The 26,755-nt window shown below is 37.9% G+C and carries 23 protein-coding genes; 18 read left to right on the forward strand and 5 right to left on the reverse strand.

Annotation, left to right across the window (positions count from 1 at the left end; translation table 11 throughout):
* Nucleotides 1–31 precede the first annotated feature (31 nt).
* The 6 genes from QH639_RS04585 to QH639_RS04610 all read left to right on the forward strand — a co-directional run bounded on the left by QH639_RS04585 (nt 32) and on the right by QH639_RS04610 (nt 6,590).
* The gene (locus tag QH639_RS04585; protein ID WP_131521300.1) at nt 32–1,354 is read left to right on the forward strand and encodes a GntP family permease; all 1,323 of its coding nucleotides are present in this window, start codon (nt 32–34) and stop codon (nt 1,352–1,354) included.
* 320 nt (nt 1,355–1,674) lie between these two features.
* Entirely contained in the window at nt 1,675–2,679 is a 1,005-nt protein-coding gene (locus QH639_RS04590; RefSeq protein ID WP_281115686.1) for a nuclease-related domain-containing protein, read from the forward strand.
* Nucleotides 2,680–2,682: 3 nt separating this feature from the next.
* A complete protein-coding gene (locus QH639_RS04595; RefSeq protein WP_237898489.1) occupies nt 2,683–3,615 on the forward strand; it encodes a diacylglycerol/lipid kinase family protein in 933 nt (310 codons plus the stop codon).
* Between the two features lie 95 nt (nt 3,616–3,710).
* Nucleotides 3,711–4,361 (forward strand): tRNA (guanosine(46)-N7)-methyltransferase TrmB, encoded by a 651-nt coding sequence (gene trmB / locus QH639_RS04600; protein WP_016991781.1) that lies wholly within the window; start codon nt 3,711–3,713, stop codon nt 4,359–4,361.
* 11 nt (nt 4,362–4,372) lie between these two features.
* Complete coding sequence (locus QH639_RS04605) at nt 4,373–5,236, forward strand: YtnP family quorum-quenching lactonase (protein WP_048393489.1); 864 nt, start codon at nt 4,373–4,375, stop codon at nt 5,234–5,236.
* Nucleotides 5,237–5,363: 127 nt separating this feature from the next.
* A complete protein-coding gene (locus QH639_RS04610) occupies nt 5,364–6,590 on the forward strand; it encodes a carboxylate--amine ligase (RefSeq protein WP_131521303.1) in 1,227 nt (408 codons plus the stop codon).
* Between the two features lie 217 nt (nt 6,591–6,807).
* Here QH639_RS04610 and QH639_RS04615 read toward each other — a convergent pair whose 3' ends face one another.
* Complete coding sequence (locus tag QH639_RS04615; protein ID WP_259419427.1) at nt 6,808–7,122, reverse strand: hypothetical protein; 315 nt, start codon at nt 7,120–7,122, stop codon at nt 6,808–6,810.
* A gap of 165 nt (nt 7,123–7,287) precedes the next feature.
* On the opposite strand from QH639_RS04615, the gene QH639_RS04620 reads away from it, so the two are divergent.
* The 9 genes from QH639_RS04620 (at nt 7,288) to QH639_RS04660 (ending at nt 17,263) form a co-directional block, all read left to right on the forward strand.
* Nucleotides 7,288–8,364, forward strand: coding sequence for a M42 family metallopeptidase (locus QH639_RS04620; protein ID WP_004226091.1), 1,077 nt, complete (start codon nt 7,288–7,290; stop codon nt 8,362–8,364).
* 59 nt (nt 8,365–8,423) lie between these two features.
* Nucleotides 8,424–8,945, forward strand: a complete 522-nt coding sequence (locus QH639_RS04625; RefSeq protein ID WP_131521304.1) for a DUF84 family protein — start codon at nt 8,424–8,426, stop codon at nt 8,943–8,945.
* Nucleotides 8,946–9,039: 94 nt separating this feature from the next.
* Nucleotides 9,040–9,558: a hypothetical protein gene (locus QH639_RS04630; RefSeq protein ID WP_131521305.1), complete on the forward strand. Its 519-nt coding sequence runs from the start codon at nt 9,040–9,042 to the stop codon at nt 9,556–9,558.
* Nucleotides 9,559–9,628: 70 nt separating this feature from the next.
* Entirely contained in the window at nt 9,629–10,447 is an 819-nt protein-coding gene (locus QH639_RS04635) for a DUF1444 domain-containing protein (RefSeq protein ID WP_131521306.1), read from the forward strand.
* A 2-nt stretch (nt 10,448–10,449) separates the two neighbouring features.
* Nucleotides 10,450–11,064, forward strand: a complete 615-nt coding sequence (ytpR, locus tag QH639_RS04640; RefSeq protein ID WP_131521307.1) for a YtpR family tRNA-binding protein — start codon at nt 10,450–10,452, stop codon at nt 11,062–11,064.
* Between the two features lie 262 nt (nt 11,065–11,326).
* A complete protein-coding gene (locus QH639_RS04645; RefSeq protein ID WP_281115687.1) occupies nt 11,327–14,476 on the forward strand; it encodes a DNA translocase FtsK in 3,150 nt (1,049 codons plus the stop codon).
* A gap of 229 nt (nt 14,477–14,705) precedes the next feature.
* Nucleotides 14,706–16,019 carry a UDP-N-acetylmuramate--L-alanine ligase gene (murC, locus tag QH639_RS04650; protein ID WP_281115688.1) on the forward strand — a complete coding sequence of 438 codons (1,314 nt, stop codon included), beginning with the start codon at nt 14,706–14,708 and terminating at the stop codon, nt 16,017–16,019.
* 109 nt (nt 16,020–16,128) lie between these two features.
* Nucleotides 16,129–16,632: a DUF948 domain-containing protein gene (locus QH639_RS04655; RefSeq protein ID WP_131521310.1), complete on the forward strand. Its 504-nt coding sequence runs from the start codon at nt 16,129–16,131 to the stop codon at nt 16,630–16,632.
* 130 nt (nt 16,633–16,762) lie between these two features.
* Entirely contained in the window at nt 16,763–17,263 is a 501-nt protein-coding gene (locus QH639_RS04660) for a YtxH domain-containing protein (protein WP_131521311.1), read from the forward strand.
* A gap of 53 nt (nt 17,264–17,316) precedes the next feature.
* Here QH639_RS04660 and pilM read toward each other — a convergent pair whose 3' ends face one another.
* A complete protein-coding gene (gene pilM / locus QH639_RS04665; protein ID WP_281115689.1) occupies nt 17,317–19,470 on the reverse strand; it encodes a pilus assembly protein PilM in 2,154 nt (717 codons plus the stop codon).
* A gap of 173 nt (nt 19,471–19,643) precedes the next feature.
* On the opposite strand from pilM, the gene QH639_RS04670 reads away from it, so the two are divergent.
* Both QH639_RS04670 and ccpA read left to right on the forward strand, forming a co-directional pair.
* Nucleotides 19,644–20,729, forward strand: a complete 1,086-nt coding sequence (locus QH639_RS04670; RefSeq protein WP_004226108.1) for a bifunctional 3-deoxy-7-phosphoheptulonate synthase/chorismate mutase — start codon at nt 19,644–19,646, stop codon at nt 20,727–20,729.
* Between the two features lie 174 nt (nt 20,730–20,903).
* Complete coding sequence (ccpA, locus tag QH639_RS04675; protein ID WP_281115690.1) at nt 20,904–21,908, forward strand: catabolite control protein A; 1,005 nt, start codon at nt 20,904–20,906, stop codon at nt 21,906–21,908.
* Nucleotides 21,909–22,088: 180 nt separating this feature from the next.
* Here ccpA and QH639_RS04680 read toward each other — a convergent pair whose 3' ends face one another.
* Genes QH639_RS04680 through QH639_RS04690 form a run of 3 tightly spaced genes read right to left on the reverse strand, consistent with a single transcriptional unit; the run spans nt 22,089 to nt 24,553 of the window.
* Nucleotides 22,089–23,249, reverse strand: a complete 1,161-nt coding sequence (locus tag QH639_RS04680) for an acetoin utilization protein AcuC (protein WP_237898476.1) — start codon at nt 23,247–23,249, stop codon at nt 22,089–22,091.
* Entirely contained in the window at nt 23,249–23,896 is a 648-nt protein-coding gene (locus tag QH639_RS04685) for an acetoin utilization AcuB family protein (protein ID WP_131521314.1), read from the reverse strand. Before QH639_RS04685 ends, QH639_RS04680 begins: the two co-directional genes overlap by 1 nt.
* 24 nt (nt 23,897–23,920) lie before the next feature.
* Nucleotides 23,921–24,553 carry a GNAT family N-acetyltransferase gene (locus tag QH639_RS04690; protein WP_131521315.1) on the reverse strand — a complete coding sequence of 211 codons (633 nt, stop codon included), beginning with the start codon at nt 24,551–24,553 and terminating at the stop codon, nt 23,921–23,923.
* A 321-nt stretch (nt 24,554–24,874) separates the two neighbouring features.
* Here QH639_RS04690 and acsA point away from each other — a divergent pair, with 321 nt between their 5' ends.
* Nucleotides 24,875–26,602, forward strand: coding sequence for an acetate--CoA ligase (gene acsA, locus QH639_RS04695; RefSeq protein ID WP_371824157.1), 1,728 nt, complete (start codon nt 24,875–24,877; stop codon nt 26,600–26,602).
* Nucleotides 26,603–26,755 lie beyond the last annotated feature (153 nt).

Below are 26,755 nucleotides of genomic sequence, written 5' to 3' on the forward strand. Positions count from 1 at the left end.
TAAGCACAAATGGGGAATTGGGGGAAAGATTATGTTAGGTATGATTGGGTTATTTGGCGGATTAGCATTATTAATATATTTAACAATGAGGGGGATGAACCTACTCATTGCTGCACCTTTAACAGCGTTGCTTGTAGGATTACTAAATGGACTTCCGCTTTTCCCACAGCTTGCAGAAAAAGATGCTGCAAACTTTTTAACAAATTACATGTCAGGCTTCACAGGCTTTATTGCATCCTGGTATTTAATGTTCTTAACTGGAGCTATATTCGGTAAGGTAATGGAGGATAGCGGAGCTGCAGATAGTGTTTCACAATGGATTGTCAATAAAATTGGAATGAAGCAAGCTGCTTTAGCTATTGTGGTTGCATGTGCGGTTTTAACTTATGGTGGCGTAAGCTTGTTTGTTGTAGCCTTCTCTGTTTATCCAATGGCACTTAGCCTATTTAAACAGGCAAATTTACCAAGACGTTTTATTCCCGCGGCCCTTGGCTTTGGTTCAACAACGTTTACAATGACTTCTGCGGGTTCTCCTGAAATTCAAAACTGGATTCCAATTGAATTTTTAGGTACCTCACCATATGCAGGGTGGGAAGTTAGCTTTATCGTTGCAATATTTATGCTTGTGTTTGGTTATTGGTGGCTAAAAAAGATGATCAACAAAGCATTAGCGAATGGAGAACGATTTGTTAGTAGAGAGACGGATGTATTTACATCATCACGAACAGATTTACCAAACCCGATTTTAAGTGTAGTGCCGCTATTAGTAGTATTGATTATTTCTTTTACATTCCATAATTCATTAGGAACGTCAGCATTAATCATCGCGTTAACAGGCGGTATATTAGCTAGCTATCTCATCAACAGAAAATACTTCCAAAATTTTGGCGGCGCAGTTGGAGAAGGGGCAATGGGAGCGATTATAGCTATTGCTAATACAGCTGCAGTGGTTGGCTTTGGTGGTGTTGTAAAAGTAACGCCTGCTTTTGAATCTGCTGTGGCATTTATGACTGATATTCCAGGAAGCCCATTAGTAGGTGGTGCACTTGCTGTAGCAGTAATTGCTGGTTTAACGGGTTCTTCTTCTGGTGGACAAGCCATTGCATTACCATTATTAGCTCCGCATTATTTGGATTTAGGTGTCAATCCTGAAGCATTACATCGAACTGTTGCCATTGCTTCAGGCTCACTTGATTCACTTCCACAAGGTGGATATGTTGTAACGACCATTCGATCAATCTGTGGAGAAACACATAAAGATGCGTACCCTGCATTTGGAGCATTGACAGTAATAGTGCCGGCAATAGGGGTTATATTAGCTGTAATCTTATTCTCATTTGGTTTAGGTATATAAGGAAATAGAAGAAATCAAGAACCCAACAGGCAATTGAAAATTGTTTGTTGGGTTCCTGTATTTACAGATAACATAAAGGATACATAATCGATCTATTTTTCTATATGTCGTAAAGCTAAAATCAATCATACATATTCTTAAGATTTATAACAGGGATTCTACTACTATTCTCATAAACTCTTATCGAACAGTTGCATTATGACAACATTTATAGGGATAAAAATGGATGTAATCTTATGACGTGTCATGTAAAATAGAAAGGATAACAAGTTTTACATATATATAATTATGCATGCTCGTAAGATAGGAGTGATAACACATTGGCACAATTAGTAAAAATACAAGATTATATTTCACGCTATCAAATTGATTTAGCGAGATACCCAACTCAATTTGTGCGTTTGAAGAAAAGCCAGTGGGAGCGTATTAAGCGTCAGTGGGAATTGGGAGAGGACATTAGTGAATGGAAACATGTTGATAATGAGGCCGAGTCGGAAGCCTTTGAGGAAAAGGAACGTTTTGCTTTCTTGAAAAAAATGTTTACTAGTCGCCAAAAGGAAGCTACAGAGGATGTTGAAGAAATAGAAATATCCAATGAGCTTGTCAGTGATGAAGATTCCATCCCAGAAGAAGAAACAACGCTCACATTTGAACCTAATATTGTGTTTGCACCACAATCCATCCATGAGCTGAAACGAATGTTTATCGATCAATTTTTTCATTTTCAAATGAAATGGGCGAGTTCAACTTTACGTGAAAAATCATATGTGGATCCTCGGTTCATGCGTGACTCTTTATTACGTACGTTATTGCAAACGTTACCTGATAACTATTTGTTGTTTTATTATCCGATTCTACAAATAAGAAAAGCACCAATTGAGCTTGATGTCGTGCTCATGTCACCGACAGAATGTATTTGCATTAAGGTGTTAGAAGCAGAAAACCAAGCTGTTTATGTAGGTAGTAGTGATCGCTTTTGGATGAAGAAGGTTGGAACAAGAGATGCTAAAGTATTGAACCCGACAATTAATTTAGGGCGGATGGAATCGGTGCTGTCGCAATTATTTAAACAAGAGAATATTGATATGCCAATCCGTAAAGTTGTGCTAACTCGGAATGGTTATTTTGATTATCCTGGTTCACCATTTGGGGTTCGCTTTGTTGATCGTCGAAATTACCACGAATGGATAGAGCAGTTGAAAAAAGTTTCCTCTCCTATGAAACATATGCAAATACGGGCTGCGCAAACCATTTTAAATACGGTCCAAACAACCTCCTTTAATCGAGACATTTGGCAACAAGCACCACAACCAACAGAGGATTGATAGATGCAGGTTCTATTTATTGTCAATGAGGCAGCAGGAAATGGGAAAGGGAAGAAGGTTTGGCTTCAGCTTCAACAGCAACTAACGATCTCCTATCAAGTGGCTTTTACAGAATATGAAGGACATGGACAGGAAATAGCCAAACGATGGGCACAACAACAGCAAGAACACATGTTAATTGTCGTTGTTGGTGGTGATGGCACTATCCATGAGGTAGTTAGCGGTGTAGTACATAATAAGTTCGTCATCATAGGTGTCGTTCGAGCCGGCTCTGGTAATGATTTTGCTCGTTTTTTCCCAACCTTTCATCATGCTAGGCAAATAGAGGATTATGCCAGAACCACTATGGCCAATGAAAAGATGGATGCAGGGGTCATTCAGCTCGGCGATAGATGGAATGAAATTTTCGTCAATAATGCGGGCATAGGCTTTGATGCCTATGTGACAAAATCAATTAATGCATCTCGTCTAAAATTTTATCTCAATAAAATAGGACTAGGAAAGCTCTCCTATGCTGTCGCTGTTATGAGAGGGTTATTTCGCTTTGAGCGTTTTGATGTAACGATACGTTCAGGTGAACAAGAGTGGCAGTTCAAACAGGCATGGTTTGTCGCTATGAGTAATCAGCCTTATTTTGGGGGAGGTATGAAAATATCACCAGCTGCAAAAGCGGATGATGGTCAAGTTGATATAACGATTGTACATGGTATATCGCGGATCAAATTATTACTTATTTTTGTCACTGTTTTTTTTGAAAAGCATACAAAATTTAAGGAGATTACTTTTTTACAGGGACAATACTTTGAAATGAGCGTAGGCACACATCAAGTTGATGGTCATACAGATGGTAATTATATCGGCGTTGTTGATCAAGGGACACCTATCCATTGCACAGTGCAGCAAAATGCATGGCAAGTGATTGCTAAATATTCCTAAAATATCATTGTGCAATAATATCATGCGAATTATAGGGGAATACGTTATACTATAAAAAAATCAATAATTTCACAAGAAAGAAATGAGGAACAACATTGAGATTAAGAAATAAGCCTTGGGCAGAGGAAATGATTACAGATCACCCAGAGGTGATTATTCCAAATCCTGAAGACTTTAAAGGAAATTGGCAGGCTGTTTTCGGCAATGACAACCCTATTCATATTGAAGTAGGGTCTGGAAAAGGACAATTTGTAACCGGTATGGCTTTGCAAAATCCAACAATCAATTATATTGGCATTGAACTTTACGATAGTGTGATTGTTTGTGCACTAGAAAAAGTGTTAGAGGCAAAATCTCCAGCGAATTTACGTTTACTAAAAGTAAATGGCGCAGATTTATATAAATTCTTTGACAAAAATGATGTATCACGTGTATACCTGAATTTCTCAGATCCTTGGCCAAAAACACGACATGCAAAAAGACGTTTAACGCACGGGGATTTTTTGAAATTATATGAGTCGATTTTAGTGGATAATGGGGAAGTCCATTTTAAAACGGATAACCGAGGTCTTTTCGAGTATTCTTTAATCAGTATGTCTGAATATGGGATGTTATTAAAGTATGTATCTCTCGACCTGCATGCAAATATGCCAGAGGATAATGTGATGACAGAATATGAAGAGAAGTTTTCTGCGAAGGGGCAGCCGATTTATCGCTTAGAATCGCAATTTATCACTAAATTGTAGGGGGAATATGGATGGATCAGTTACAGTTTCACAATATGTCATTATCATGGCTAAACGGGGGTGTTACGTGCCTAGATGGTGGTGCGATGTTTGGTGTTGTACCAAAGCCTCTTTGGTCCCGCAAATATCCAGTCAATGAAAAAAACCAAATTGAATTACCAACAGAACCTATTCTTATTCAATTTGGGGGCAAGAACTACCTTATTGATACGGGTGTTGGCTTTAACAAATTAAATGAAAAGCAGCTACGAAACTTTGGAGTAACAGAAGAATCTTCGTTAGCTGATAGCTTACAAGAGCTAGGATTAACGACAGCAGATATTGATGCAGTGTTAATGACGCATTTACATTTTGATCACGCTGGGGGGTTAACGCAGTGGGAAGGGGATGTACTTGTACCAACTTTCCCAAATGCCAAGATTTTTGTAACGAAAATTGAATGGGATGAAATGCGTAACCCCAATATCCGTTCTAAAAATACGTATTGGAAAGAAAATTGGGAGCCAGTTCAGCATTTAGTTGAAACCTACGAAGAGTCATTGGAAGTAGTACCTGGAATCGAAATGCTTCATACTGGTGGTCATAGTGAGGGACATGCTGTCATCAAGCTAACACAAAATGATGAAGTGTTATTGCATATGGCAGATATTATGCCGACTCATGCTCATCAAAATCCATTATGGGTATTAGCCTATGACGATTATCCAATGACAAGTGTATTTGCAAAAGAGCGACTGATGAAGGAAGCCCTTGCAAATAACTATGGCTTTATTTTCTATCACGATGCTTATTACCGTATGATTCGATGGGATGAGTCAGGCAAAGAGATTGTGGATAAACTAGAGCGTAGTAGACAAGCTGTTATTACATTTTAATCGAGCAAGCAAAGGCGAGGTATTTGGCATATAAAATGTCAATACCTCGCGTTTTTGTTCGTGAACAGGATAGAAAATATGATACACTTAACACGATACTAAAATACAAAAGAGAGTTGAAATAAACATGGCAACTGAACAACCATTTTTACCCGTTTTACTTGGATCAGATATGAATGCATATGGTATGGCACGTGCGTTTTATGAAGCATATGGTATTAAACCACTTGTCTTAGGACGTTCTCATTTAACAGCAACACAAGATAGCCATATCCTACACTTTCAAGAAATAGACCGTTTAAATGAACAAGATGTTTTTGCACCTGCCCTTGCAGAAGTTGCAAAAAAATATGCTGATAAAAAACTATTACTTTTAGCATGTGGGGACGATTATGCCAAGCTGATCATCAAAAATAAGCCAGCATTACAAGAGCATTTTACCGTACCTTATATCGATGAATCGTTGATGGATGAAATTTTATTGAAAGAAAATTTCTATAAAATGTGTGATCAATATAATTTTAAATATCCAGGTACAACAACGGTGACAGCTGACAACTATGAAAACTTTACACCACCATTTGCTTACCCTATTATTTTAAAGGCTTCAAACTCTGTAGAATATTGGGCTTGTAAATTCCCTGGGAAGAAAAAAGTATTTGTTGCACATGATGACGCGGAAAAAACGGCTATATTAAAAGCTATTTATAGCTCTACTTATCAGGATACAATGATTATTCAAGAATTTATTCCTGGGGACGATTCCTATATGCGTGTATTAAATGCCTATGTAGGGAAGGATGGAAAAGTGAAGCTGATGTGTCTAGGTAACCCTATTCTAGAAGAACATTCTCCTGAAGGAATCGGAAGTTATGCAGCCATCGTGACAACCTATGATAAAGAATTAATGGATCAAGTACGTTTCTTCCTAGAGGACATTGGCTATACAGGTTTTGCGAATTTTGATATGAAATATGATATTCGAGACAAGCAATATAAACTTTTTGAAATCAATTTACGTAATGGGCGTTCTAGCTATTATGTAACAGCAAGTGGGCATAATTTAATGAAGTATGTTGCGGATGACCATATGTTAAATATCGAGCAAGAAGTCACATATGTGCAGGACAAGCATTTATGGATGATTATTCCTAAAGGTGTATTATTCAAATATGCATCGAATGAAAAGCTCAAACTAGAAGCAAAAAAATTAATTAGTGAGGGTAAATACACAAATTCTCTTTACTTTAACGAGGATATGAATGCGAAGCGTTGGGTGAAACTAACACTTAATAATTTAAATTATTACCGAAAGTATAAAAAGTACTTTAATAATAAAGGTTTATCCGAATAACATAGAGAAGCCATCTTCATTTTATGAGATGGCTTCTTATGTTATTGAATTAGATATGATGAGAAGCAGCAAAGCCCTTTTAGCAAGGTGAGGGGGTGATTTCCGTTCCGCCAGCGCAGTGGAAATCTCTTTTCACCTTTCGCAAAAATGTTTTGTTTTTCAACATTATAAGAAGCCATCTCCAATTTATGAGATGGCTTCTCTCGTATATACATAATTAAACTTCTGTTAGTTCCACGACAACACCAGAGCGTGCATCAGCAGCAAATTCGAATGTCTGCATCTCACCTTCATGCATACGCGAGATCCCCCCACGATATACTGGGATGGTAATAATACCATTTGTGAAATCTTCAGTTTTCATGAAAATCCAAGAACCATCAATCGGTGAATCCTTTTTAAATTCTTTTTTTATGTTTTCAAGTACTTGTCCTGCAGGTACGAACGGAGAAACTTTTTCACTAGCTTCTTTAATAATGACTGCGGCAGCTAAGCCAGTTGCGACACCAATTAAAAAATCACGTAATTTCATACTTTTTTCCTCCTTTTTCTATACCTTTATTTTAGCATAGCCTATAGAGTGAATGCACGTTCACAATTAAGCGGATTTAGGAAATGTATCAATATTTCGAATTCGGAAATAATTGTGTTACAATAGGCAAGGAAGAAAATTCTACTTCGTGGGGAGAGAGTCATCATGAATGAGGAAACATTACAATTATTTAAAACATTAACAGAATTACCAGGCGCTCCGGGTAATGAACACGCAGTACGTGCGTTCATGCGTTCTGAATTAGAAAAGTACTCGGATGAAATCGTTCAAGATAATTTAGGGGGTATTTTTGGTGTTAAGCACAGTGATGTTACGGATGCACCGAAAATATTAGTTGCTGGTCATATGGATGAGGTAGCATTTATGGTTACTTCTATCACAGATAATGGAATGATCCGTTTTCAAACATTAGGCGGCTGGTGGAACCAGGTTATGCTTGCACAGCGAGTAGAAGTATATACGAAAAATGGGGCAATTCCTGGTGTCGTTTCATCCATCCCACCACATTTATTAACGGATGCAGAACGAGCGAAGCCAATGGATATAAAAAATATGCTTATCGATGTCGGTGCTGATAATAAAGAAGATGCTATGTCTATGGGTGTTCGTCCTGGACAATCCATTATACCGATTTGTCCATTCACACCAATGGCAAATCCGAAGAAAATTATGGCTAAAGCTTGGGATAACCGCTATGGCTGTGGTCTAGCGATTGAATTAATGAAAGAAGTACAGCATGAAAAATTAGGTTCACATTTATACTCAGGTGCAAACGTAATGGAGGAAGTTGGCTTGCGCGGTGCACAAGTATCAGCAAACATGATTAAGCCTGATTTATTCTTTGCACTAGATGCTTCTCCTGCTAATGATATGTCAGGTGAAAAAAGTCAATTTGGACAGCTTGGCAAAGGTACTTTACTTCGTATTTTAGATCGTACAATGGTAACACATCGTGGTATGCGTGAATTTATTTTAGATACAGCCGAATCCAATCATATCCCTTATCAGTACTTTGTCTCCCAAGGAGGAACAGATGCTGGTCGAGTGCATACGGCAAACGATGGCGTTCCAAGTGCAGTTATTGGTGTATGCTCACGTTATATTCATACATCAGCGTCAATTATTCACATTGATGATTATGCAGCTGCCAAAGCATTAATTGTTGAATTAGTGAAAAAAGCAGATCGTTCGACATTAGAGACAATTCACGCTAATGTATAAGAAGCTAGGAAGATGCCTTTTAGAGGCATCTTTTTCTATGGAAAGAAAGTGGGGATTAAATGAAGATAGCAATTGGCACAACTAATAAAGCCAAAACAGAAGCAGTTGAAGTAATTGTTCGAAAATACTTTGAGGACTCACTCTTTACTCATGTCAAAGCTGCTTCTGAAGTATCAGATCAACCAATAAGTAATGAAGAAACGAGATTAGGAGCAATGAATCGTGCTAAAAACGCCTTGATTTTAACGGATGCAGAATTATCATTTGGTTTAGAAGGTGGCGTAACTGAAATCGATGATGAAATGTATGTTTGTAACTGGGGTGCATTAACTGTGTCAGACGGAACAATGATTACAGCGGCTGGCGCACAAATTATACTGCCAAAAGAAATTGCCCAGGAAATACGAACTGGTGGAGAACTTGGACCGATTATGGAGCAATATACAAAACGTCGAGATATTCGTCAGGGTGCTGGTGCTGTAGGTATTTTTACGCAAGGTTTAGTTAGTAGGCAGATGATGTTTGAGCATATTGTCTCACTTTTGCTTGGTCAATATTTGTTCACATTTTCACGAAAATAGTTAAAAAGAATTAGTGGTAAGAGGATAGTTAGGTTGCATCTTATGAATAATTTTTTTAAAATAGAAAAAAGTTAGTAGTGAAAGGAAGAGAGACATGTTGTTTTCATGGCTAAGAGCAATTGGCCTAATGCTTTTACTCCTTGTCCTTTCTGGCTGCAATCAATCTATTGATGATCAAATTGCTAATGGGCTCCAATTAACGGAGAAGGTTTTTGCTGAAGAGCCAGAAGAACATACAGTAGAAATTGGGGATATCAAATTATACTTACCTTCAAACTTTAAAATTGAAGACAGTTCAGATGCTTATAATATTGTGATTTCAAAAGGAAAAGAAAGCTACATTCTTTTTATCAATGATCGTGAAGCACAAGACAGTAAACTTTATTATAATCTTTTAAAAGAAAATGAAGCGGACAAAATTATTGAGGAATCAACTTTTGATAAGGATGGTCGTTTTGGCTTCACAGCGGTTCTAAAAACAGACGAAGAAAATGAAATGGAGCTCATTGTTAGCAGTGGTGGTGTGAAGATGACAACCATTTCAAAGGCTAAACAAATTGAAAATAATTTACGTGAGATGACGAAAATCGTTCATTCGGTTAAGATGAAGTAAATAGAAGGTATGAACAGAACGGTTCACAAACATGTGAGCCGTTTCATTTTGAAGTTAGGATGTGAAAAAGATGAAGCAAATAGAGTCTGAACAACTAGTCGAGCTATTAAAAAAGCAATTAACTGAAGAGAAATATGAATTTCATTTTGATAAAAAGTACGATAAATTACGCTTGAATCATAAGATGATTGAAAAAGGGATGGAGCTCTCTTTACCTGGAATCTTAGCAAAATATAATGAGAAGCAAGAGTCAGCGATTGAAGAAGTTGTATATACAATTGAGCAAACCTTTAATGCGATGGTACAAGAAAAAGAACAGGGTTTCCAAACGACTACACAGATTTATCCCGTGATTCGTGCCACTTCTTATCCACAGGCATCGAAAGAAGGGCATGCCTTTATTGCAACTGAGCATACAGCTGAAACGCGCATTTTTTATGCACTCGATTTAGGTAAAACGTATCGCTTTATTGATGAATCTATGCTAGAAGCCTTACAATTAACCGTAGAACAAATTCGAGAAATGGCACGCTTTTCGGTGAAACAACTACCAACCGCCTATAAAAAAGATGAGGTAGCAGGAAATATTTTTTATTTTGTCAATGTGAATGATGGCTATGATGCTAGCCGTATTTTAAATGAGAGCTTTTTAAAAGAAATGCAGGCACAAGTAGAGGGCGATATGACATTATCCGTGCCTCATCAAGATGTATTAATTATAGGTGATATTCGTAATGAAACAGGGTATGATGTATTAGCACAGATGACGATGCATTTCTTTGCAGTTGGTACTGTACCGATTACGTCATTATCTTTTATTTATGAAGATGGGGAACTAGAACCAATCTTTATCTTAGCAAAAAACAGAGTGAAAAAGGAGCAAGAATAACAATGAACGTATTTTACAACAAAGAGCATGTAGGAGATGTCTTACTAGTTCAACTAGCAACAGAGGCCATTGTGAAAACAGAAGTAGAGCGTGCTGGTGATATTGCTATTTTAAAGGAAGCTCAAACGGGAGAAATTAAAGCCTTCAATTTATTTAATGCGAGCAGTTACATCCAAACAGATGCAAAAGGATTAGTAGAAGTGACACCAGAATTAGTAGCACAGCTAGCAGTGGCAATCGAAAAAAATGGAGCTAATATTAATCTTGATGTAGATTTTTCACCAAAATTTGTGGTTGGCTATGTAGAAACAAAGGACAAGCATCCAAATGCTGACAAATTGAGTATCTGTTCAGTCAATGTAGGAGAGGAGATACTACAAATTGTATGTGGTGCTCCGAATGTAGAAGCAGGACAGAAGGTAGTTGTTGCGAAAATTGGTGCCGTAATGCCTTCAGGAATGCTTATTAAAGAAGGGAATTTACGTGGTGTTGAGTCTTACGGCATGCTTTGTTCAGCGCGTGAATTAGCGATTCCTAATGCACCATCTGAAAAAGGAATTTTAGTATTACCAGAGGATGCTATAGTAGGTAGTGCTTTTGAAGCACCAACTAAATAAAAATCCCCCTATTAAAAAAAGAAATTATTAAAATTTAAATGTTTTATCATGATATTATTCCTTGTATCAAGGTGAAATGCCCTAAATCGTTATGTTACTAATATGCTAGTAGCATAACGATTTTTTTGTTTAGAATGAGCCTCTAAATGCAAGTTTCAAGACCGTTTTTATGGTATGCTTTTTGATGTAGACATTGAGCTATTGATAAATTTAAAACTAGACAATGCTATAAATGAAGTGTAAGAGAAATGAGTGAAACGAAGTGAACTGGTTTAAAAAACAAATTAGTAAATTTATTAATAAAGAAGATGAAGACTATGAGTATGAGGAATATTATGAGGATTATGGAGAAGTTCAGTCGGAGCAATTACATACACAAAAAGAACCACCAATCGCTAAGCAAAAGACTTTCCGTTTCCCTTTGATTGACGATAATGAAGGTGAGGCATCCTATACGTCCTCAAACGAAATGTATGATCAAATGGAAGATGATGATTATGGACAAATTGGGGATTTATCGTTACCAAAACATTTAAATCATCATATTGTCGATTCAAGTGTTTATGATGTAGAGGTTTCAGGAATACGAGATTTACTCGCAAATCGCTCTAAACGTACAGGTAGAAAAACAATGATGAAAAGTCAGCCTCCAGAACAAGAATTTCGTTCAAGAGCAAGCTTAGTGTTTCGAGATGCACAAAATGAAACAGCTACTATAAGCCCTATGACTGCACCTGAACCAAAAGAAAAGAGTCAGCGAAAAGAACAAAAAGTTGAAAATATTATGCCTGAGAATCGCAAACGATTTGTTCCAACAGATGTGCCTTCACCTGTCTATGGTTTTGCAAAACCAAGTCCCATCAAAGAATTATTAGATAAAAGAAAAGAGGAATACGAGAAGCAAGAAACCGATGTACAGGCAGTTGAAGCGGTTACTGTTGTAAAGCCTTTAAAAGAAGCGACAACAAATGAGGTCAATGAAAATATACTAGAAGAAAAAGAGCCGGCTAGCACAAACCAAACGGTTGTAACGGAACATCATGAGATCATTCAATCGAAAGAACTTTCGACAGTAAGTGAACCAATTATTTTTGAGGAAGAACTGTTGGTTGAAGAGAACGATGACAAGGAAAATTTGTCATCAAATGTAGCTGTGCCTCAAACGACTTCTTTTGCTATGGATTTTGAAGGGCAAGAGAAGGAGGCTGTGGTTCAAGATCAAACAGTTCAACAACTTTCAGCAGATCAATCCGAAATCCATGTCAAAGAAATGGTTGTGGAACAAGTACAAATTGAAAATTCTACGATCCATATTGGAGAAGTTACTGTCGTTCAACCGTCAATGGATGACCAATCTCCTGATACTGCATCGAGGGAAGAAAAAAGTCGAATTCCATTTAATGTACTCATGTTAAAAACAGATAAAGAAAAATGGAGAATCCAACAGCAATTGAAGATGGCTCAGCAGCCTCTACGTGTAGAGAGAAAGCCAGAAACAGAGAAAAACAAACTAGTGGATGTGATGTCAGAAAAATCATCGTCCTTAGACAGTATGACAACAAATGAAATGTCCGTTTCACCACCAGAAGATGACAACGATTTCTATATGACAGAGAATGTTCAATTGCAAGTAGATGGTCCAGTGCAACTTGATATAAAAGATGAAGTAGAAAGTGTCACTACAAAAAGCAGTGCTGAAGAGCCTATTGCTGTAATTAAAATGGCTCCTGTTACATCAATGTCAAGTATCTCAACAAATGAAAGAATAGAAATTGAAAAAGCAACTGCTGATGAAATTTCTGCAACTATTGAGCCAGAGCTTGAGTTACAACCAGAACTAGAACTAGCTTCAGAACAGGAACAAGTGTCAGAACCAGAACAAGCTATTGAACCTGAAGTAGTTTCAGAAATTGTAGAGTATGCTCCAGTAGAATCTGTTGAGAATCAAGTAGCACCACAAGTAGTAGAAGTAGAAGCTGAGATACCAGCAAAGCCTGTACACGTCTATCAAAAGCCTACTGATGAATACCTAGAGCCACCAGAGGAAAAAACACAGGATACGGATTGGATGGAGCAACAGGGAGAAACATTAGTCGAAGCGCTATCTTATTTCCAAGTTTCTGCGCAAATTGAATCGATTATGCAAGGTCCTGCTGTTACTCAATTTGAAATAACCGTGAGCCATGGTACAAAGGTGAGTAAAATTCGAAACTTAGCAGATGATTTAAAACTGGCCTTAGCAGCAAAAGATATTCGTATTCAAGCACCAATTCCTGGGAAAAGTTCAATCGGTATTGAAATCCCAAATCGAGTATCACGAGCTGTTCGCTTATCTGAGGTAACAAATAGTGCCTCCTTCGTTGAGTCGGATTCACCATTAGAGGCAGCATTAGGACTTGATTTGACTGGAAAGCCTGTTACGTTAGATCTACGTAAAATGCCACATGGCTTAATCGCTGGTGCAACAGGTTCGGGTAAATCTGTTTGTATTAATTCTATTTTGGTTAGTTTATTATATAAAGCTGCACCACACGAGCTAAAACTCATGCTGATCGACCCTAAAATGGTAGAGCTGGCGCCATTTAACCATATTCCACATTTAGTTAGTCCTGTCATTACAGATGTAAAGGCGGCAACGGCTGCACTAAAATGGGCAGTTGAAGAAATGGAGCGCCGCTATCAACTATTTGCTCATGCAGGTGCACGTGATATTACACGTTTTAACGCCATAGCGGATAAAAATAATGAACATAGCCTGAAGTTGCCTTACATTTTAATTGTCATTGATGAGTTAGCTGATTTAATGATGATGTCTCCAGCAGATGTAGAGGAGGCCATTTGCCGTATTGCTCAAAAGGCACGTGCATGTGGTATTCATTTAATTGTTGCAACGCAAAGACCTTCAGTGGATGTTATTACAGGGTTAATCAAATCAAACATTCCTACACGTATTGCCTTTGCAGTTTCCTCTCAAATTGATTCTCGTACCATTTTAGATGGGCAGGGAGCAGAAAGGTTACTTGGTCGAGGGGATATGCTATATTTAGGTAATGGTATGTCAGCGCCAGTGCGTTTACAGGGAACTTTTGTTACAGATGATGAAATTGAATCAATTATTGAGCATGTTCGTGAACAGGGTGAGCCTGATTATATTTTCGATCAAGAGGAATTATTAAAGAAAACAGAGGTGTCGGCAGAACAGGACGATTTATTTGAAGATGTTTGTCGATTTGTCTATGAGCAAGGTGGCGCTTCTACCTCATTGATTCAACGAAAGTATCATATTGGCTATAATCGTGCTGCTCGTTTAATTGACATGTTAGAATCACATGGTTTTGTTTCGGAGGCAAGAGGAAGTAAGCCACGTGAAAGTTACATTACAGAAGAAGATTTAATTACTATGTTTGAATAAGAATTGCATTGTTTTCGTCTAGATTATCTAATTTACGTCGAATTTAGTTTTTTTAGAAAAGTTACACATCTATCCTTATGCATAAAAAGTGCTATAATAGACAAGATGTGTTGAATAGTACGTATTTTTTAACACTTGTGAAGGTATTAATACCTAACCATTCGTCAAATAATACGATACACCTAATAGATGATAGATGGGATATTGAAATTCCCGGGGGGTTTAATTAATGACAGTTTTTCATTTCACAGGCATTAAAGGTTCTGGCATGAGTTCGCTTGCACAAATCTTATTTGATGCTGGTGAACAAGTACAGGGCTCAGATGTCGATAAATATTTCTTCACGGAGCAGCCGTTACGTGAACGTAATATTCCAATTTTTACATTTAATGCAGATAATATTAAAGAAGGTATGACAGTGATCGCAGGTAATGCATTTTCCGATGATCACCCTGAATTAGTACGTGCTCGAGAAATAGGTGTAGAAGTCATTCGTTACCATAAATTTTTAGGTGAATATATTGGCAACTATACATCCATTGCCATCACAGGTGCACATGGTAAAACGTCTACGACTGGTTTAATGGCGCATGTGGTAGGTGGCTATAAACCGACATCTTATTTGATTGGTGATGGTACTGGGGCAGGTCATGAAAATGCTGATTTCTTTGTAATGGAGGCGTGTGAATACCGCCGTCACTTTTTAGCATATAATCCTGATTATGCTGTGATGACGAACATCGATTTTGATCATCCAGATTACTTCGCTAATATAGAGGACGTATATTCTGCATTTCAGTCATTAGCATTACAAGTGAAAAAAGCAATTATAGCATGTGGTGATGATGAACAGCTGCAACGTATTCAAGCAAAAGTACCAGTTGTTTATTATGGATTTGGTGCTGAAAATGATTTTGAAGCACGTAATGTTGAAAAAACAACTGAGGGTACAAAATTTGATGTTTTTGTACGTAATGAATTTTATAGCACTTTCTTTATCCCATTATTTGGAGACCATGCTGTTCTAAATACATTGGCGGTTATTACGCTATGTGAGTATGAAGGCATTTCTCCAGATATTATTCAGGAGCGTTTACACACATATAAAGGTGTAAAAAGACGTTTTACTGAGACGGACATAGGGGATAATGTTTTAATAGATGACTATGCACACCATCCAACGGAAATTCGCGCGACAATTCAATCAGCACGACAAAAATTTCCTGAACGTGAGCTAGTTGCGATTTTCCAACCACATACATTTACACGTACACAAGCTTTTTTACAAGATTTTGCGGATAGTTTGAGCCTTGCAGATACAGCCTATTTATGTGATATATTTGGTTCTGCGAGAGAAACGCAAGGCGCGCTTTCTATTCATGATTTAGCGTCACTTATTGAAGGCAGTGCAGTGATTACCACTGAAGGAATTGATATATTAACAAAACATAATGGCGCAATATTCTTATTTATGGGCGCTGGTGATGTTCACAAGTTCCAAGATGCTTTTGAAGACGTGCTTAAAAACAATGAAACAGCTTAGTCCGTAGGGGTTAAGCTGTTTTTTCTCAAATTTAAGCAGGAATTCCGTTTTTTTTGTCGAAGATAGGGAAAGTAATAGTAAAGACAATTTACTAGCAGGAGGTAAACTTATGGAAGTGATTTTGTATATTGCAGCCATTATTGCTGCAATCGGTTTTTTAATTTTATGTGTGAGCGTGGGCATGACATTATTCTCGCTTAAATCCATTCTAAACAGCTTAGCTGGGACATTATCTGGGATTGAAGGCCAAATGGAAGGCATCACTCGCGAAACAACGTCTTTATTAACAAAAACAAATAGCTTAGCAGAGGATATTCAACATAAATCTGAACAATTAAATTCAGTAGTTCAAGCTGTTAAGGGTATTGGTGATTCCGTTAATGGTTTAAATAATTCTGTTCAGCAGATCACTTCTTCAGTTTCTAAAAGCGTAGAACAAAATGAAGAAAAAATTGCACAAGTTGTACAATGGAGTAATGTTGCGATGGGTATTGCTGATAAATGGAAAAAGCGCAAAATCATCGAGCAGGAAGCGGTATCACCAGATGTCTATGCATTTGAAACTGTGCAAGTAGAAGAAACACCAAAAAGAAAATGGGGTCGTAAAAAATGATAATTATTCAGTGAGTATTCTATGCTGGCTGAATAAAAATAAAGTCTTAGACATATAAGTTGAAGATGCATCTTTGAGATGGACAACCAGTCTAGACAAATTTGATAATTAGATGGGGAGGAATTGTTGCATGACAACTCAAAAGCCAAATTTTAACGAAGTAAAGGAACAGCAGCTTGAAAGTTCTTTGCCTCAGCTTTATCATCCGCAAGACTCGATTTATGAAGAGGAGCGTGTAAACATGAAGGATTTTGTGATTGGCGCATTAGTTGGTGGAATCGTAGGGGCTGCTGCAGGTCTACTGTTAGCTCCAAAGTCAGGAAAAGATTTACGCAGTGATGTGGCTGTACAAGCTGTTCAGCTAAAAGATAAGAGTGCAGACTTCTCGACAACTGCAAAAGATAAAACAGTTCAACTTTCTAAACAAATTCAAGAGCAATCTACACAATTAGTAGAGAAAGTAAAAACACTAAAAACGGCAAAAGCACCAACTGTTTTTGATGATGGTACAGTTTCCTTTGAAGGGGAAGAACCATTAGAGGATTACATTCCAAGTGAGGAACCAAAAGCCGAAGAAACGACAGAAAAAGCAGATCAAAAAGAAGAAACAACTGAAGAAGTTCGTGCATAATGCATAATATAAAGGGATACGTTACAAGATAAAGTTGTAACGTATCCCTTTTTTTAAATGATAGGTGTAGCTTCTAGTATTATTTCTAATTGATCGCCACCAAATATTTCTGTATCAAAGCTCGCCGGCTGACCATTCCTTAAAATCGTAAAATTCCCCTTAAAGGCACTTGGTAGTTGCCAATTAGAGAATCGAAAAACATCTTGATAAATCCAACGACTGCGATCCTTTTCTTTAAATACTAAAGTCGCTCCATTGTGTACAGTGGACTGTGGAGATACAACCATTTTATTAACAATCGCTTCATTTGCAGTCTTCTTTAGTTCCAAAACTTCCTGTTGGAAATGAATAATGATTTTATCCTCTAGCAAAAGATTCATTTGATCCGCGATATGTTGTACTGTGGGTAGAGATGGTTGTTGGAAGCTTATCACATCTCCATGTTGTACAGCATAGCTCAATTTAGCAACTTTTCCATTAATCATTAACTGAGGAGAAAATTCTGGTAAATATAAAGGTTGTCCATCCACTTGAATCGTATAGGACTCAAATTGCTTTAACAAATGCCAATTATTAGTGATTTTAAATACATCCTCAATTGTTTCAGCTATATCAAAAGCGACGATATTACGATCATGTAAAACGGTATCGAGTGATGCAGAAGAGTTATTGACAGTAATTTTTGGCTCAATCACATATTTGGTGTTTTGGATTGTCACTGTCTTTATTGCTGCCTCATCTATAAGATCTCTTACTGTAGCCGTCGCCTGCTGTCCGTCTTGGCCTTCGATTAACTGAATGGCATCGCCAGTTTTAATCAGGGTTTTAGTTGATGCCTGTTGCCCGTTTACCATTATTTCAGCAGGGTGGCCATGTTCACCTGGTATAAAAATGTCCTGTCCGTTGACACTGATAGATAGCCCATGTCCTGGTTTTCCATATAATTGCTTTGCGCGAATATTTGCAGCTAGAAAGGCATCAGCCACAGTCATTTCTTTTAGTTCAAAAAGGCGAACCACTTGATTATTGACTGTTAAACTCATATATTGAATCGGCATCTTTTTAGCAGCAATGGCAATGCCAATAGGAGTGACTAATTCAGGTGAGGCTTTTATGTGTTCTTCTTTTGTCAAGTTTTGAATAGCATCAATGCCTCGAACAGCAATACGATTAGCTGGTAAATCTAGAACTTGACCTAGTTCTATCGTAAGGTTGGGTGTTAAACTACCGCCACCAACCAGCATAACGGCTTTGGGTGCTACTCGGTTATTGAGTCGTAAAATTTCTTCTCCAATCGACTTCGCCAACTGTTTCACTGCAGGCTCAATTGCTAAAAAAACTTCTTCCTTGGGATAGAACTGATCAAAGCCTAGAATATCTTGAATCAATATCTCTTCAGCTGTTTGTAGCTGACGTTTAGCCTCTTCAGCTACAGGGAAGTCTAGCAAATAGTGGTCGCTTAAAGCTTCTGTTATTTCATCGCCAGCTGTAGGGACCATGCCATAAGCTACAACTGTACTTTTATCCGTAATGGCAATATCTGATGTCCCTGCCCCTATATCAACAAGGGCCACATTTAAGCGACGCATCGTTGGAGGAATCAGCACATTAATAGCAGCAATCGGTTCTAACGTCAATGCTTCCATCTCTAAATCAGCTCGTTTAAGAGCGGCAATCAATGATTCCACCACTACCCGAGGTAGAAACGTTGCTATCACTTCGATTTGGGCTTCATCCCCTTGTTGATCCAACAGGCTTCCAATCTCCTCGCCATCCAAGCGATAATACAGGACTGAGTAGCCTACACAATAATAGTGGCTAATTTTTGCATCCTCTTTTTGTTGCAAGAGTTGCTGCTGTGCTTGTTGAACAGCCTGAAGTTCCAAGCGACTAATATCTTCTTCAGTAAAAATGGGTCGATTACGTATATGGATGGTCACACTAGCTTGTTCAGTTTTCAAAGATCGACCTGCTGCAGCAACACTTACCTTTGTAAGAGGCCCATGTTTCTCTTCAAGTTCACGTTTTATTTCATTAATTAAATCTGCCACATACATGACATTATGTATTTGTCCATCTACCATGGCACGTTCTTTATGCTCTTTTACCAAAATATCTTCCACATGAAAATGGTCATTTTCTTCTTGTAGAATAATCCCGACCACTGAGCGAGTGCCAATATCAAGTGCGAATAGTTTAGAACTCAATGTAATCGCTTCCTTTCGCGTCATACTTGAAAATAATTTAGCGAGTTGAAGCGCTAAATTAAAAATGCGTGACATTCTGAACAACATTGATTATAATAATGCTATTATCTAAAAATGTAACATACATTTCAGAGTTCTGAAAGTGTCTGTCATGAGGAGAGGAGCAAGAAAGCATGAGCCAAAAAGATTTAGAAAGCTTACGTAGTCAAATAGACGGTTTAAACTTAGAAATTCTTCGTCTAATTAATGAACGTGCAGCTGTAGTTGATGAAATCGGTAAAATTAAAGAAAAACAAGGTGTGAATCGCTATGATCCGCTGCGTGAAAGACACATGCTTGATCTTATTAAAGAACACAATCAAGGTCCATTAAACCAAATGACGGTTGATTATATATTTAAGCAAATCTTTAAAACAGCTTTAAAACAACTTGAAGCTGATAAGAAGAAAGAGTTGCTTGTATCTCGTAAGAAGAAGTCAGAAGATACAATTATTAATATCAATGGTGAATTAATTGGTCAAGGAAAACCTTCTTTCGTATTCGGTCCTTGTGCGGTTGAGTCTTATGAGCAAGTAGCAGCAGTTGCCGCTTCTATTAAAGCAAAAGGTGAAAAGTTAATTCGTGGTGGTGCTTATAAGCCACGTACTTCTCCTTATGACTTCCAAGGTCTTGGATTAGAAGGTCTGAAAATCTTAAAACGTGTGTCTGAGGAATATGGTTTAGGTGTTATTACCGAAATCGTGACACCAGGTCATTTAGAGGAAGCATTGGATTATATTGATGTCATTCAAATTGGTGCACGTAATATGCAAAACTTTGAATTATTAAAAGCAGCAGGTGCAACAAATAAACCTGTCTTATTAAAACGAGGTTTAGCTGCAACAATTGATGAATTCATTCATGCTGCAGAATACATTATGTCTAAAGGAAATGAAAATATTATCCTTTGTGAACGTGGTATTCGTACTTATGAAAAAGCAACACGTAATACATTAGATATTTCAGCCGTACCAGTTTTAAAACAAGAAACGCATTTGCCAGTATTCGTAGATGTTACACACTCAACAGGGCGTCGTGATTTATTATTACCATGTGCAAAAGCAGCTATTGCAATTGGTGCTGATGGCGTTATGGCAGAGGTGCATCCAGATCCATCTGTGGCATTGTCTGACTCACAACAACAAATGGACATCCCAACATTTGACGCATTCTATGAAACGCTACAAAAATTCATGAAAAATCATGAAATTCATGCTTAATTGTTAACAGCGAACACCGCTTGCTTACTTCGGCAGGCGGTGTTTGTTATATCGTGACAAAATAATGTCTAGAATAGGACTATTAGTACTTGGTTTTCACGTAGTTCTTCTTGAAAATAATATGAAAATTATCGTATGATAAGGCTATAATAGGAAAAAAGGGAGGCACGTACGATGACTGTTACAATTTATGATGTTGCAAGAGAAGCAAATGTTTCCATGGCAACGGTCTCTCGTGTAGTCAATGGTAATCAAAACGTAAAACCAGCAACACGAAAAAAAGTACTAGAAGTAATTGAACGATTAGAATACCGTCCAAACGCAGTAGCGCGAGGTTTAGCAAGTAAGAAAACAACAACAGTTGGCGTGATTATCCCAGATATTGCAAACAATGTTTATGCGGAGCTGGCTCGTGGTGTAGAGGATATTGCCACAATGTATCGTTACAATATTATTTTAGCCAACTCAGATCAACATGAAGATAAAGAGCTACAGCTACTGGATACAATGCTTGGAAAACAGGTTGATGGTATTGTCATGATGAGTGATGAGGTTACAGAAAAGATGCAGCAAACGATGGATCATTCGCCAGTACCAATTGTGCTTGCAGGCTCTGTGGATGAATCCCAAACAATTGCAACTGTGAATATCGATTATTTCCAGGCGGCTTATGAAGCTATTTCATTACTTATTCAAAATGGCCATACACGGATTGGTTTTGTAACTGGCCCACTTTCGTATACAATTAACGGAAAATTCAAGCTAGCAGCCTATAAGAAAGCATTGCAGGATGCTGGTTTACCAATAGATGAAGCATTAATTGCTGCAGAAGAGTCCAGCTATGATATGGGCTTAGAGGCTTGGGAGATTTTATCTGCTCTTGAACAGCCACCAACAGCTTATTTTGCAGGAAGTGATGAATTGGCCATCGGTTTAATTCATGGCGCACAAGATGTGGGCAAAAATGTTCCAGAAGATATTGAAGTTATCAGCTTTGAGAACTCAAAGTTAGCACGAATGGTTCGTCCACAGTTAACAAGTGTCGCGCTACCGCTTTACGATATTGGAGCTGTTGCAATGCGCCTGCTGACAAAATTAATGAGCAAGGAAACTGTCGAGGACGAAGCGGTTATTTTACCACACCGTATTGAGCATCGACAATCTGTCAAAAGTAAATAATGATACCTAACACGTAAATCGCTTATGAAGGATTTGCGTGTTTTTCTTTGCTGGATGGAACGTCAAAAATAGCGGATAGCGTTTCAAAAGTGAGGGATAGAACAATAGAATTGATGGATATACGACCAAAAAGCAATCATCGAATTTAAAAAGCCCCACGAATATCGTGAGGCCAACAAATTAATCCCGTCTTTCATTCCGAATAATATGTAGCGATTTGGCTAACATTTGAGCATTTTTTTCCTCTATTTCTGCTTTACGAGGAATGGGCTCATATAAAGGAATCGGGTCCTCCCATGTTGGAATAAAAGGAACGGGGGCTTCTGGTTGCCAGCGATCCAGCCATGCATGAGGGAGTGGTCCTATTGGTAACGCTTGGTCAGTCATTTCCAACCATAACATGGACCAGGCACGGGGTACCACTCGCCAAATATCGTAGCCACCGCCACCCACTGCAATCCATCGACCATCACAATATTCATGTGCTAATTGATGAGCTAGCTTAGGAATTTCGCGATAAATATTCATTGTTCCATGTAAATGTGTTAATGGATCAAAATAATGTGCATCTGCACCATTTTGCGTTAATACAACATCTGGCTTGAAAAATTCAAAAATCTCTCGCATGGACTGTTCATAGATCTCTAGGAAACTTTCATCCTCAGTAAATGCATCCATGGGAAAATTAAACGAGGTCCCATAGCCTTGACCATTGCCGCGTTCAGTAATATTTCCGGTTCCAGGGAATAGATAACGACCAGTTTCATGTATGGACAGTGTACAAACATTAGGATCCTCATAAAAGCTCCATTGGACACCATCTCCATGATGAGCATCTGTATCTACATAAAGTACACGCGCGTTGTACTTTTCCTGCAAGTAACGAATAGCTACTGTGCTATCATTGTAAATACAAAAACCTGATGCACGACCACGGAAACCGTGATGGAGTCCTCCACCAAGGTTAAGGGCGTGTTCGGCTTTTCCTTCCATTACATAATCAACAGCGGTTAAAGTTCCACCAACTAGCTGTGCACTTGCTTCATGCATATTTTCAAAAATGGGGGTATCTTCAGTACCAATTCCATAGCTTTCACATTGAGCTTCTGATAATTCACCATGTCCTGCTTTTTTTACGATATCTATATATTTTGAATCATGTGCAAGCAATAGCTCTTCTTCTGTTGCAACACGTGCTGGTACAATATCTACATCATCGAGAGCATTTATATTTTTTAGTAGATCCATAGTTAGCGTCAAGCGTTTATGATTGAAAGGATGTGTATCTGAAAATTTATATCCGAGTTGTTCTGGCGAGTATACGAATACGGCTTTTTTCATTATAGCGAAACACCCGGTAAATTTGGCCATAGGACATCAAAGCCCTCTTTGCGTAGATCTTCAATCATTGCTAAAGGATTTAGTGTTTTTACTCGGACGCTTAAAATTTTGTTTTGTGTATTTTCAGAGTCAGGATAAACTAAGACGCTTTGAACATTGGCATGATGTTGATGAAATATTTTTGTAATTTCAAATAAAACTCCCGGTGTATCGGATACCCGAATCTCGATTTTTGACCCAGGCTCTGTAGCACCAGTCAGCTCTATATATGTATAGAGTAAATCTGTTGTCGTAACAATGCCTACCAATTTTCCTCCAGAGACGATAGGTAAACAGCCTATTTTTGATTCGTAAAAAGTAAGTGCTACCTCTTCAACAAAATCTAGTGGATGACCTATAAGTGGGTCTTTCACCATAATATCCTCTACTTTTGCATTAAAAATAGGAGAGTTTGGTTCATCCTGCAAAGATGAGGGCAAGACCTCTTTAATATCTCGTTCAGTAATTACACCTAAAACGTGATGTTCTTCATCTACAACTGGTAAATGACGAACCTTCTTTTCACGCATTAACTTTAGTGCCTCCTGCACTGTATTGGTAGGAGCTAATGTATAAGGCTTATCATTCATAATTTCTTCTACAATCATATATGCATCCCCTTTGTATTAGTTTTAATACATGAAACGATTTCTAAAACGAAGTCTATCAAATCTTTCCATTGTCTCAGGAGGCACCCGTTTTCCTTCGCGTGCCATCAGGCAATTGGCTGGATGTGATGTAATTTCAGGATCATCTGTTGCAAAATATTCGAAACCAGCAGAACTCATCATTCTTTCCATCATTTTACGATAATCCCAAACATTTAAACCAGTTCCTTTTAAATCCCAATGCCAATAGTACTCGGTAGTAATCACAAGATAATCTTCCATTTCATCCCCCATAAATGAAACGGCTAATAGTGCTTTCCCTGCACCAGTACCACGGTAGTCTGGAATGACTTCAATGGCACCTAATTCGATCATGTCATCGATACGATCTTCTGCCCATCGTTCAAGTGGATCAGGGTAAAGATAGGTAACATAGCCTACAATAATATCTTCGTTTCGAATAATAATAATTCGGCCTTCGGGTAGTCCAGCAATTTCTATAATGGCCTGCTGTTGCTGTTTTGGAGGTCTGAAGGCAACCAAGCCTTCATGGAATGAATATGTAGCTAATTTTTCTGGAGGCACAGGTCCTTCCACATACACAGTACCATGCTTTGTTTCCTTTGTGACAGAAAAAAAAGTTTTTTTATGTTCCATAATTACACCACCTGAGTTTAATAATTCCATTATAGCTGATTTCTTGCGTAAAAACGCTTATTTTTGCAAAATATACCTGTATTTTTGGAAAAATAAAAATATTAAGACAATCTATCCGAATTCGTGTAAAATAGGATTATATTGCTTCTGTTATTTAACAGATAAAAGTAGTGCTATTAGGGATTCGAACATTAATACTATGGATATCTGTTATATAACAAATGCTACATATCAATTTTGCTTTTGGAAAATTCTCTGAATTTCCACAGGGGGGATTGTTGAAATTTAGTCAAAAACAAAAGCAAAGAAAGGGGTATTTTCATGGGGATGAAAATGAAGGAGAAGTTAATGGCTTTACCTGGTCAACACCATTTAACGAATTATGAAGAAGTGGCAGAATCTCATAATTGGGCAGATACGGAAAAGGCATTTAGTTGGAGCGAAACAGGTTTAGTGAATATGGCATATGAGGCTATTGATCGCCATACAGAAACACATCGCAAAAATAAGGTGGCATTGTATTTTAATGATGGTAAACGGAAAGAGGCATATTCATTTAATGAAATGAAAAGGTTAACAAACAAAGCAGCAAATGTTTTTAAAGCGACTACTAATCTGCAGAAAGGTGATCGTTTATTTATTTTTATGCCTCGTTCACCTGAGCTCTATTTTTCATTATTAGGTGCGTTGAAAATGGGGGTTATTGTTGGACCATTGTTTGAAGCTTTTATGGAAGGTGCTGTGTATGATCGACTTGCTGATAGTGAGGCGAAAGTATTAGTCACGACACCTGCTTTACTTGAACGTGTACCTTTAGCTAAATTACCTAAATTGGAGCATATCTTTTTAGTAGGGGAGGGCGTTGAGGAAACAGATAAAATCCTGGACTTTACTAAACATTTAAAAGAAGCTTCAGCTCATTTTGATATAGAGTGGGTAGACAGAGAAGATGGGATGATTCTTCACTATACCTCTGGATCAACAGGTGCTCCAAAGGGTGTATTGCATGTTCATAATGCTATGATTCAGCAATATCAATCGACACAATGGGTACTTGATTTACGTGAAGATGATATTTATTGGTGTACAGCTGATCCTGGATGGGTTACAGGAACAGCCTATGGCATCTTTGGTCCGTGGTTAAACGGTGTAACAATGCTAATCGTCGGAGGGAGATTTTCACCACAAGCATGGTATCAGGCTATTGAAGATTATAGTGTGACAGTGTGGTATAGTGCGCCAACAGCATTCCGTATGCTGATGGGTGCAGGTAGTGGCTTGCTTGAAAGCTATGATCTAACATCTTTACGCCATGTGCTGTCTGTTGGTGAGCCTTTGAATCCAGAAGTTATTCGCTGGGGAGTAGAGGAACTAGGTCATCGTATACATGATACATGGTGGATGACAGAGACTGGAGCGCATATGATTTGTAATTATCCATCGATGGATATTAAGCCAGGTTCAATGGGGAAACCTCTTCCTGGTATTCATGCGACGATTGTAGATGATGCAGGCAATGAGGTTCCACCATTTACAATGGGGAATCTAGCTATTCGTCGTGGTTGGCCTGCCATGATGCGCCAAATTTGGGGCAATCCAGAGCGCTATGAATCTTATTTCCTAAAAGGAGAATGGTACGTTTCTGGAGATTCAGCCTATATGGATGATGAGGGTTACTTCTGGTTCCAGGGGCGTGTGGATGATGTTATTATGACGGCTGGTGAACGTGTAGGACCTTTTGAAGTAGAAAGTAAGCTACTTGAGCATCCAGATGTAATTGAAGCAGGTGTTATCGGCAAACCAGATCCAGTGCGAGGTGAAATCATTAAAGCCTTTGTATCCTTACGAGAAGGGGTAGAACCTTCTGATGCATTAATTGAAGATATACGTGATTTTGTTAAAAAAGGTTTATCTGCACATGCAGCACCACGTGAAATAGAATTTAAAGATAAATTGCCAAAAACACGTAGTGGTAAAATTATGCGTCGCGTTTTGAAAGCTTGGGAATTGAATTTACCGACTGGTGATTTATCAACCATGGAAGATTAATTAATTATCTAAAACATCAATTGATATTTATACAACATGTGCATAAAAAGAAGGCAAGGATTCATTCGATGGGCGAAAGGATTCTTGCCTTCTTTTTTCTGGATTTACAATAGTATAGAGGTGAGAGTAAGTGAAATATTATCTATTTCAAAA

The organism is Lysinibacillus sp. 1 U-2021, assembly GCF_029916965.1.
Taxonomy (GTDB): domain Bacteria; phylum Bacillota; class Bacilli; order Bacillales_A; family Planococcaceae; genus Lysinibacillus; species Lysinibacillus capsici.

Excerpts from the sequence above, each read along its gene's own strand:
- QH639_RS04610 (WP_131521303.1), top strand. The coding sequence starts at position 5,364 with ATGGCAACTGAACAACCATTTTTACCCGTTTTACTTGGATCAGATATG.
- ytpR (WP_131521307.1), top strand. The coding sequence starts at position 10,450 with ATGAACGTATTTTACAACAAAGAGCATGTAGGAGATGTCTTACTAGTT.
- QH639_RS04620 (WP_004226091.1), top strand. The coding sequence starts at position 7,288 with ATGAATGAGGAAACATTACAATTATTTAAAACATTAACAGAATTACCA.
- QH639_RS04655 (WP_131521310.1), top strand. The coding sequence starts at position 16,129 with ATGGAAGTGATTTTGTATATTGCAGCCATTATTGCTGCAATCGGTTTT.
- QH639_RS04595 (WP_237898489.1), top strand. The coding sequence starts at position 2,683 with ATGCAGGTTCTATTTATTGTCAATGAGGCAGCAGGAAATGGGAAAGGG.
- QH639_RS04605 (WP_048393489.1), top strand. The coding sequence starts at position 4,373 with ATGGATCAGTTACAGTTTCACAATATGTCATTATCATGGCTAAACGGG.
- murC (WP_281115688.1), top strand. The coding sequence starts at position 14,706 with ATGACAGTTTTTCATTTCACAGGCATTAAAGGTTCTGGCATGAGTTCG.
- QH639_RS04630 (WP_131521305.1), top strand. The coding sequence starts at position 9,040 with ATGTTGTTTTCATGGCTAAGAGCAATTGGCCTAATGCTTTTACTCCTT.
- QH639_RS04635 (WP_131521306.1), top strand. The coding sequence starts at position 9,629 with ATGAAGCAAATAGAGTCTGAACAACTAGTCGAGCTATTAAAAAAGCAA.
- acsA (WP_371824157.1), top strand. The coding sequence starts at position 24,875 with ATGGGGATGAAAATGAAGGAGAAGTTAATGGCTTTACCTGGTCAACAC.
- QH639_RS04585 (WP_131521300.1), top strand. The coding sequence starts at position 32 with ATGTTAGGTATGATTGGGTTATTTGGCGGATTAGCATTATTAATATAT.
- QH639_RS04615 (WP_259419427.1), bottom strand. The coding sequence starts at position 7,122 with ATGAAATTACGTGATTTTTTAATTGGTGTCGCAACTGGCTTAGCTGCC.
- QH639_RS04670 (WP_004226108.1), top strand. The coding sequence starts at position 19,644 with ATGAGCCAAAAAGATTTAGAAAGCTTACGTAGTCAAATAGACGGTTTA.
- QH639_RS04680 (WP_237898476.1), bottom strand. The coding sequence starts at position 23,249 with ATGAAAAAAGCCGTATTCGTATACTCGCCAGAACAACTCGGATATAAA.
- QH639_RS04625 (WP_131521304.1), top strand. The coding sequence starts at position 8,424 with ATGAAGATAGCAATTGGCACAACTAATAAAGCCAAAACAGAAGCAGTT.
- QH639_RS04690 (WP_131521315.1), bottom strand. The coding sequence starts at position 24,553 with ATGGAACATAAAAAAACTTTTTTTTCTGTCACAAAGGAAACAAAGCAT.
- QH639_RS04660 (WP_131521311.1), top strand. The coding sequence starts at position 16,763 with ATGACAACTCAAAAGCCAAATTTTAACGAAGTAAAGGAACAGCAGCTT.
- QH639_RS04685 (WP_131521314.1), bottom strand. The coding sequence starts at position 23,896 with ATGATTGTAGAAGAAATTATGAATGATAAGCCTTATACATTAGCTCCT.
- ccpA (WP_281115690.1), top strand. The coding sequence starts at position 20,904 with ATGACTGTTACAATTTATGATGTTGCAAGAGAAGCAAATGTTTCCATG.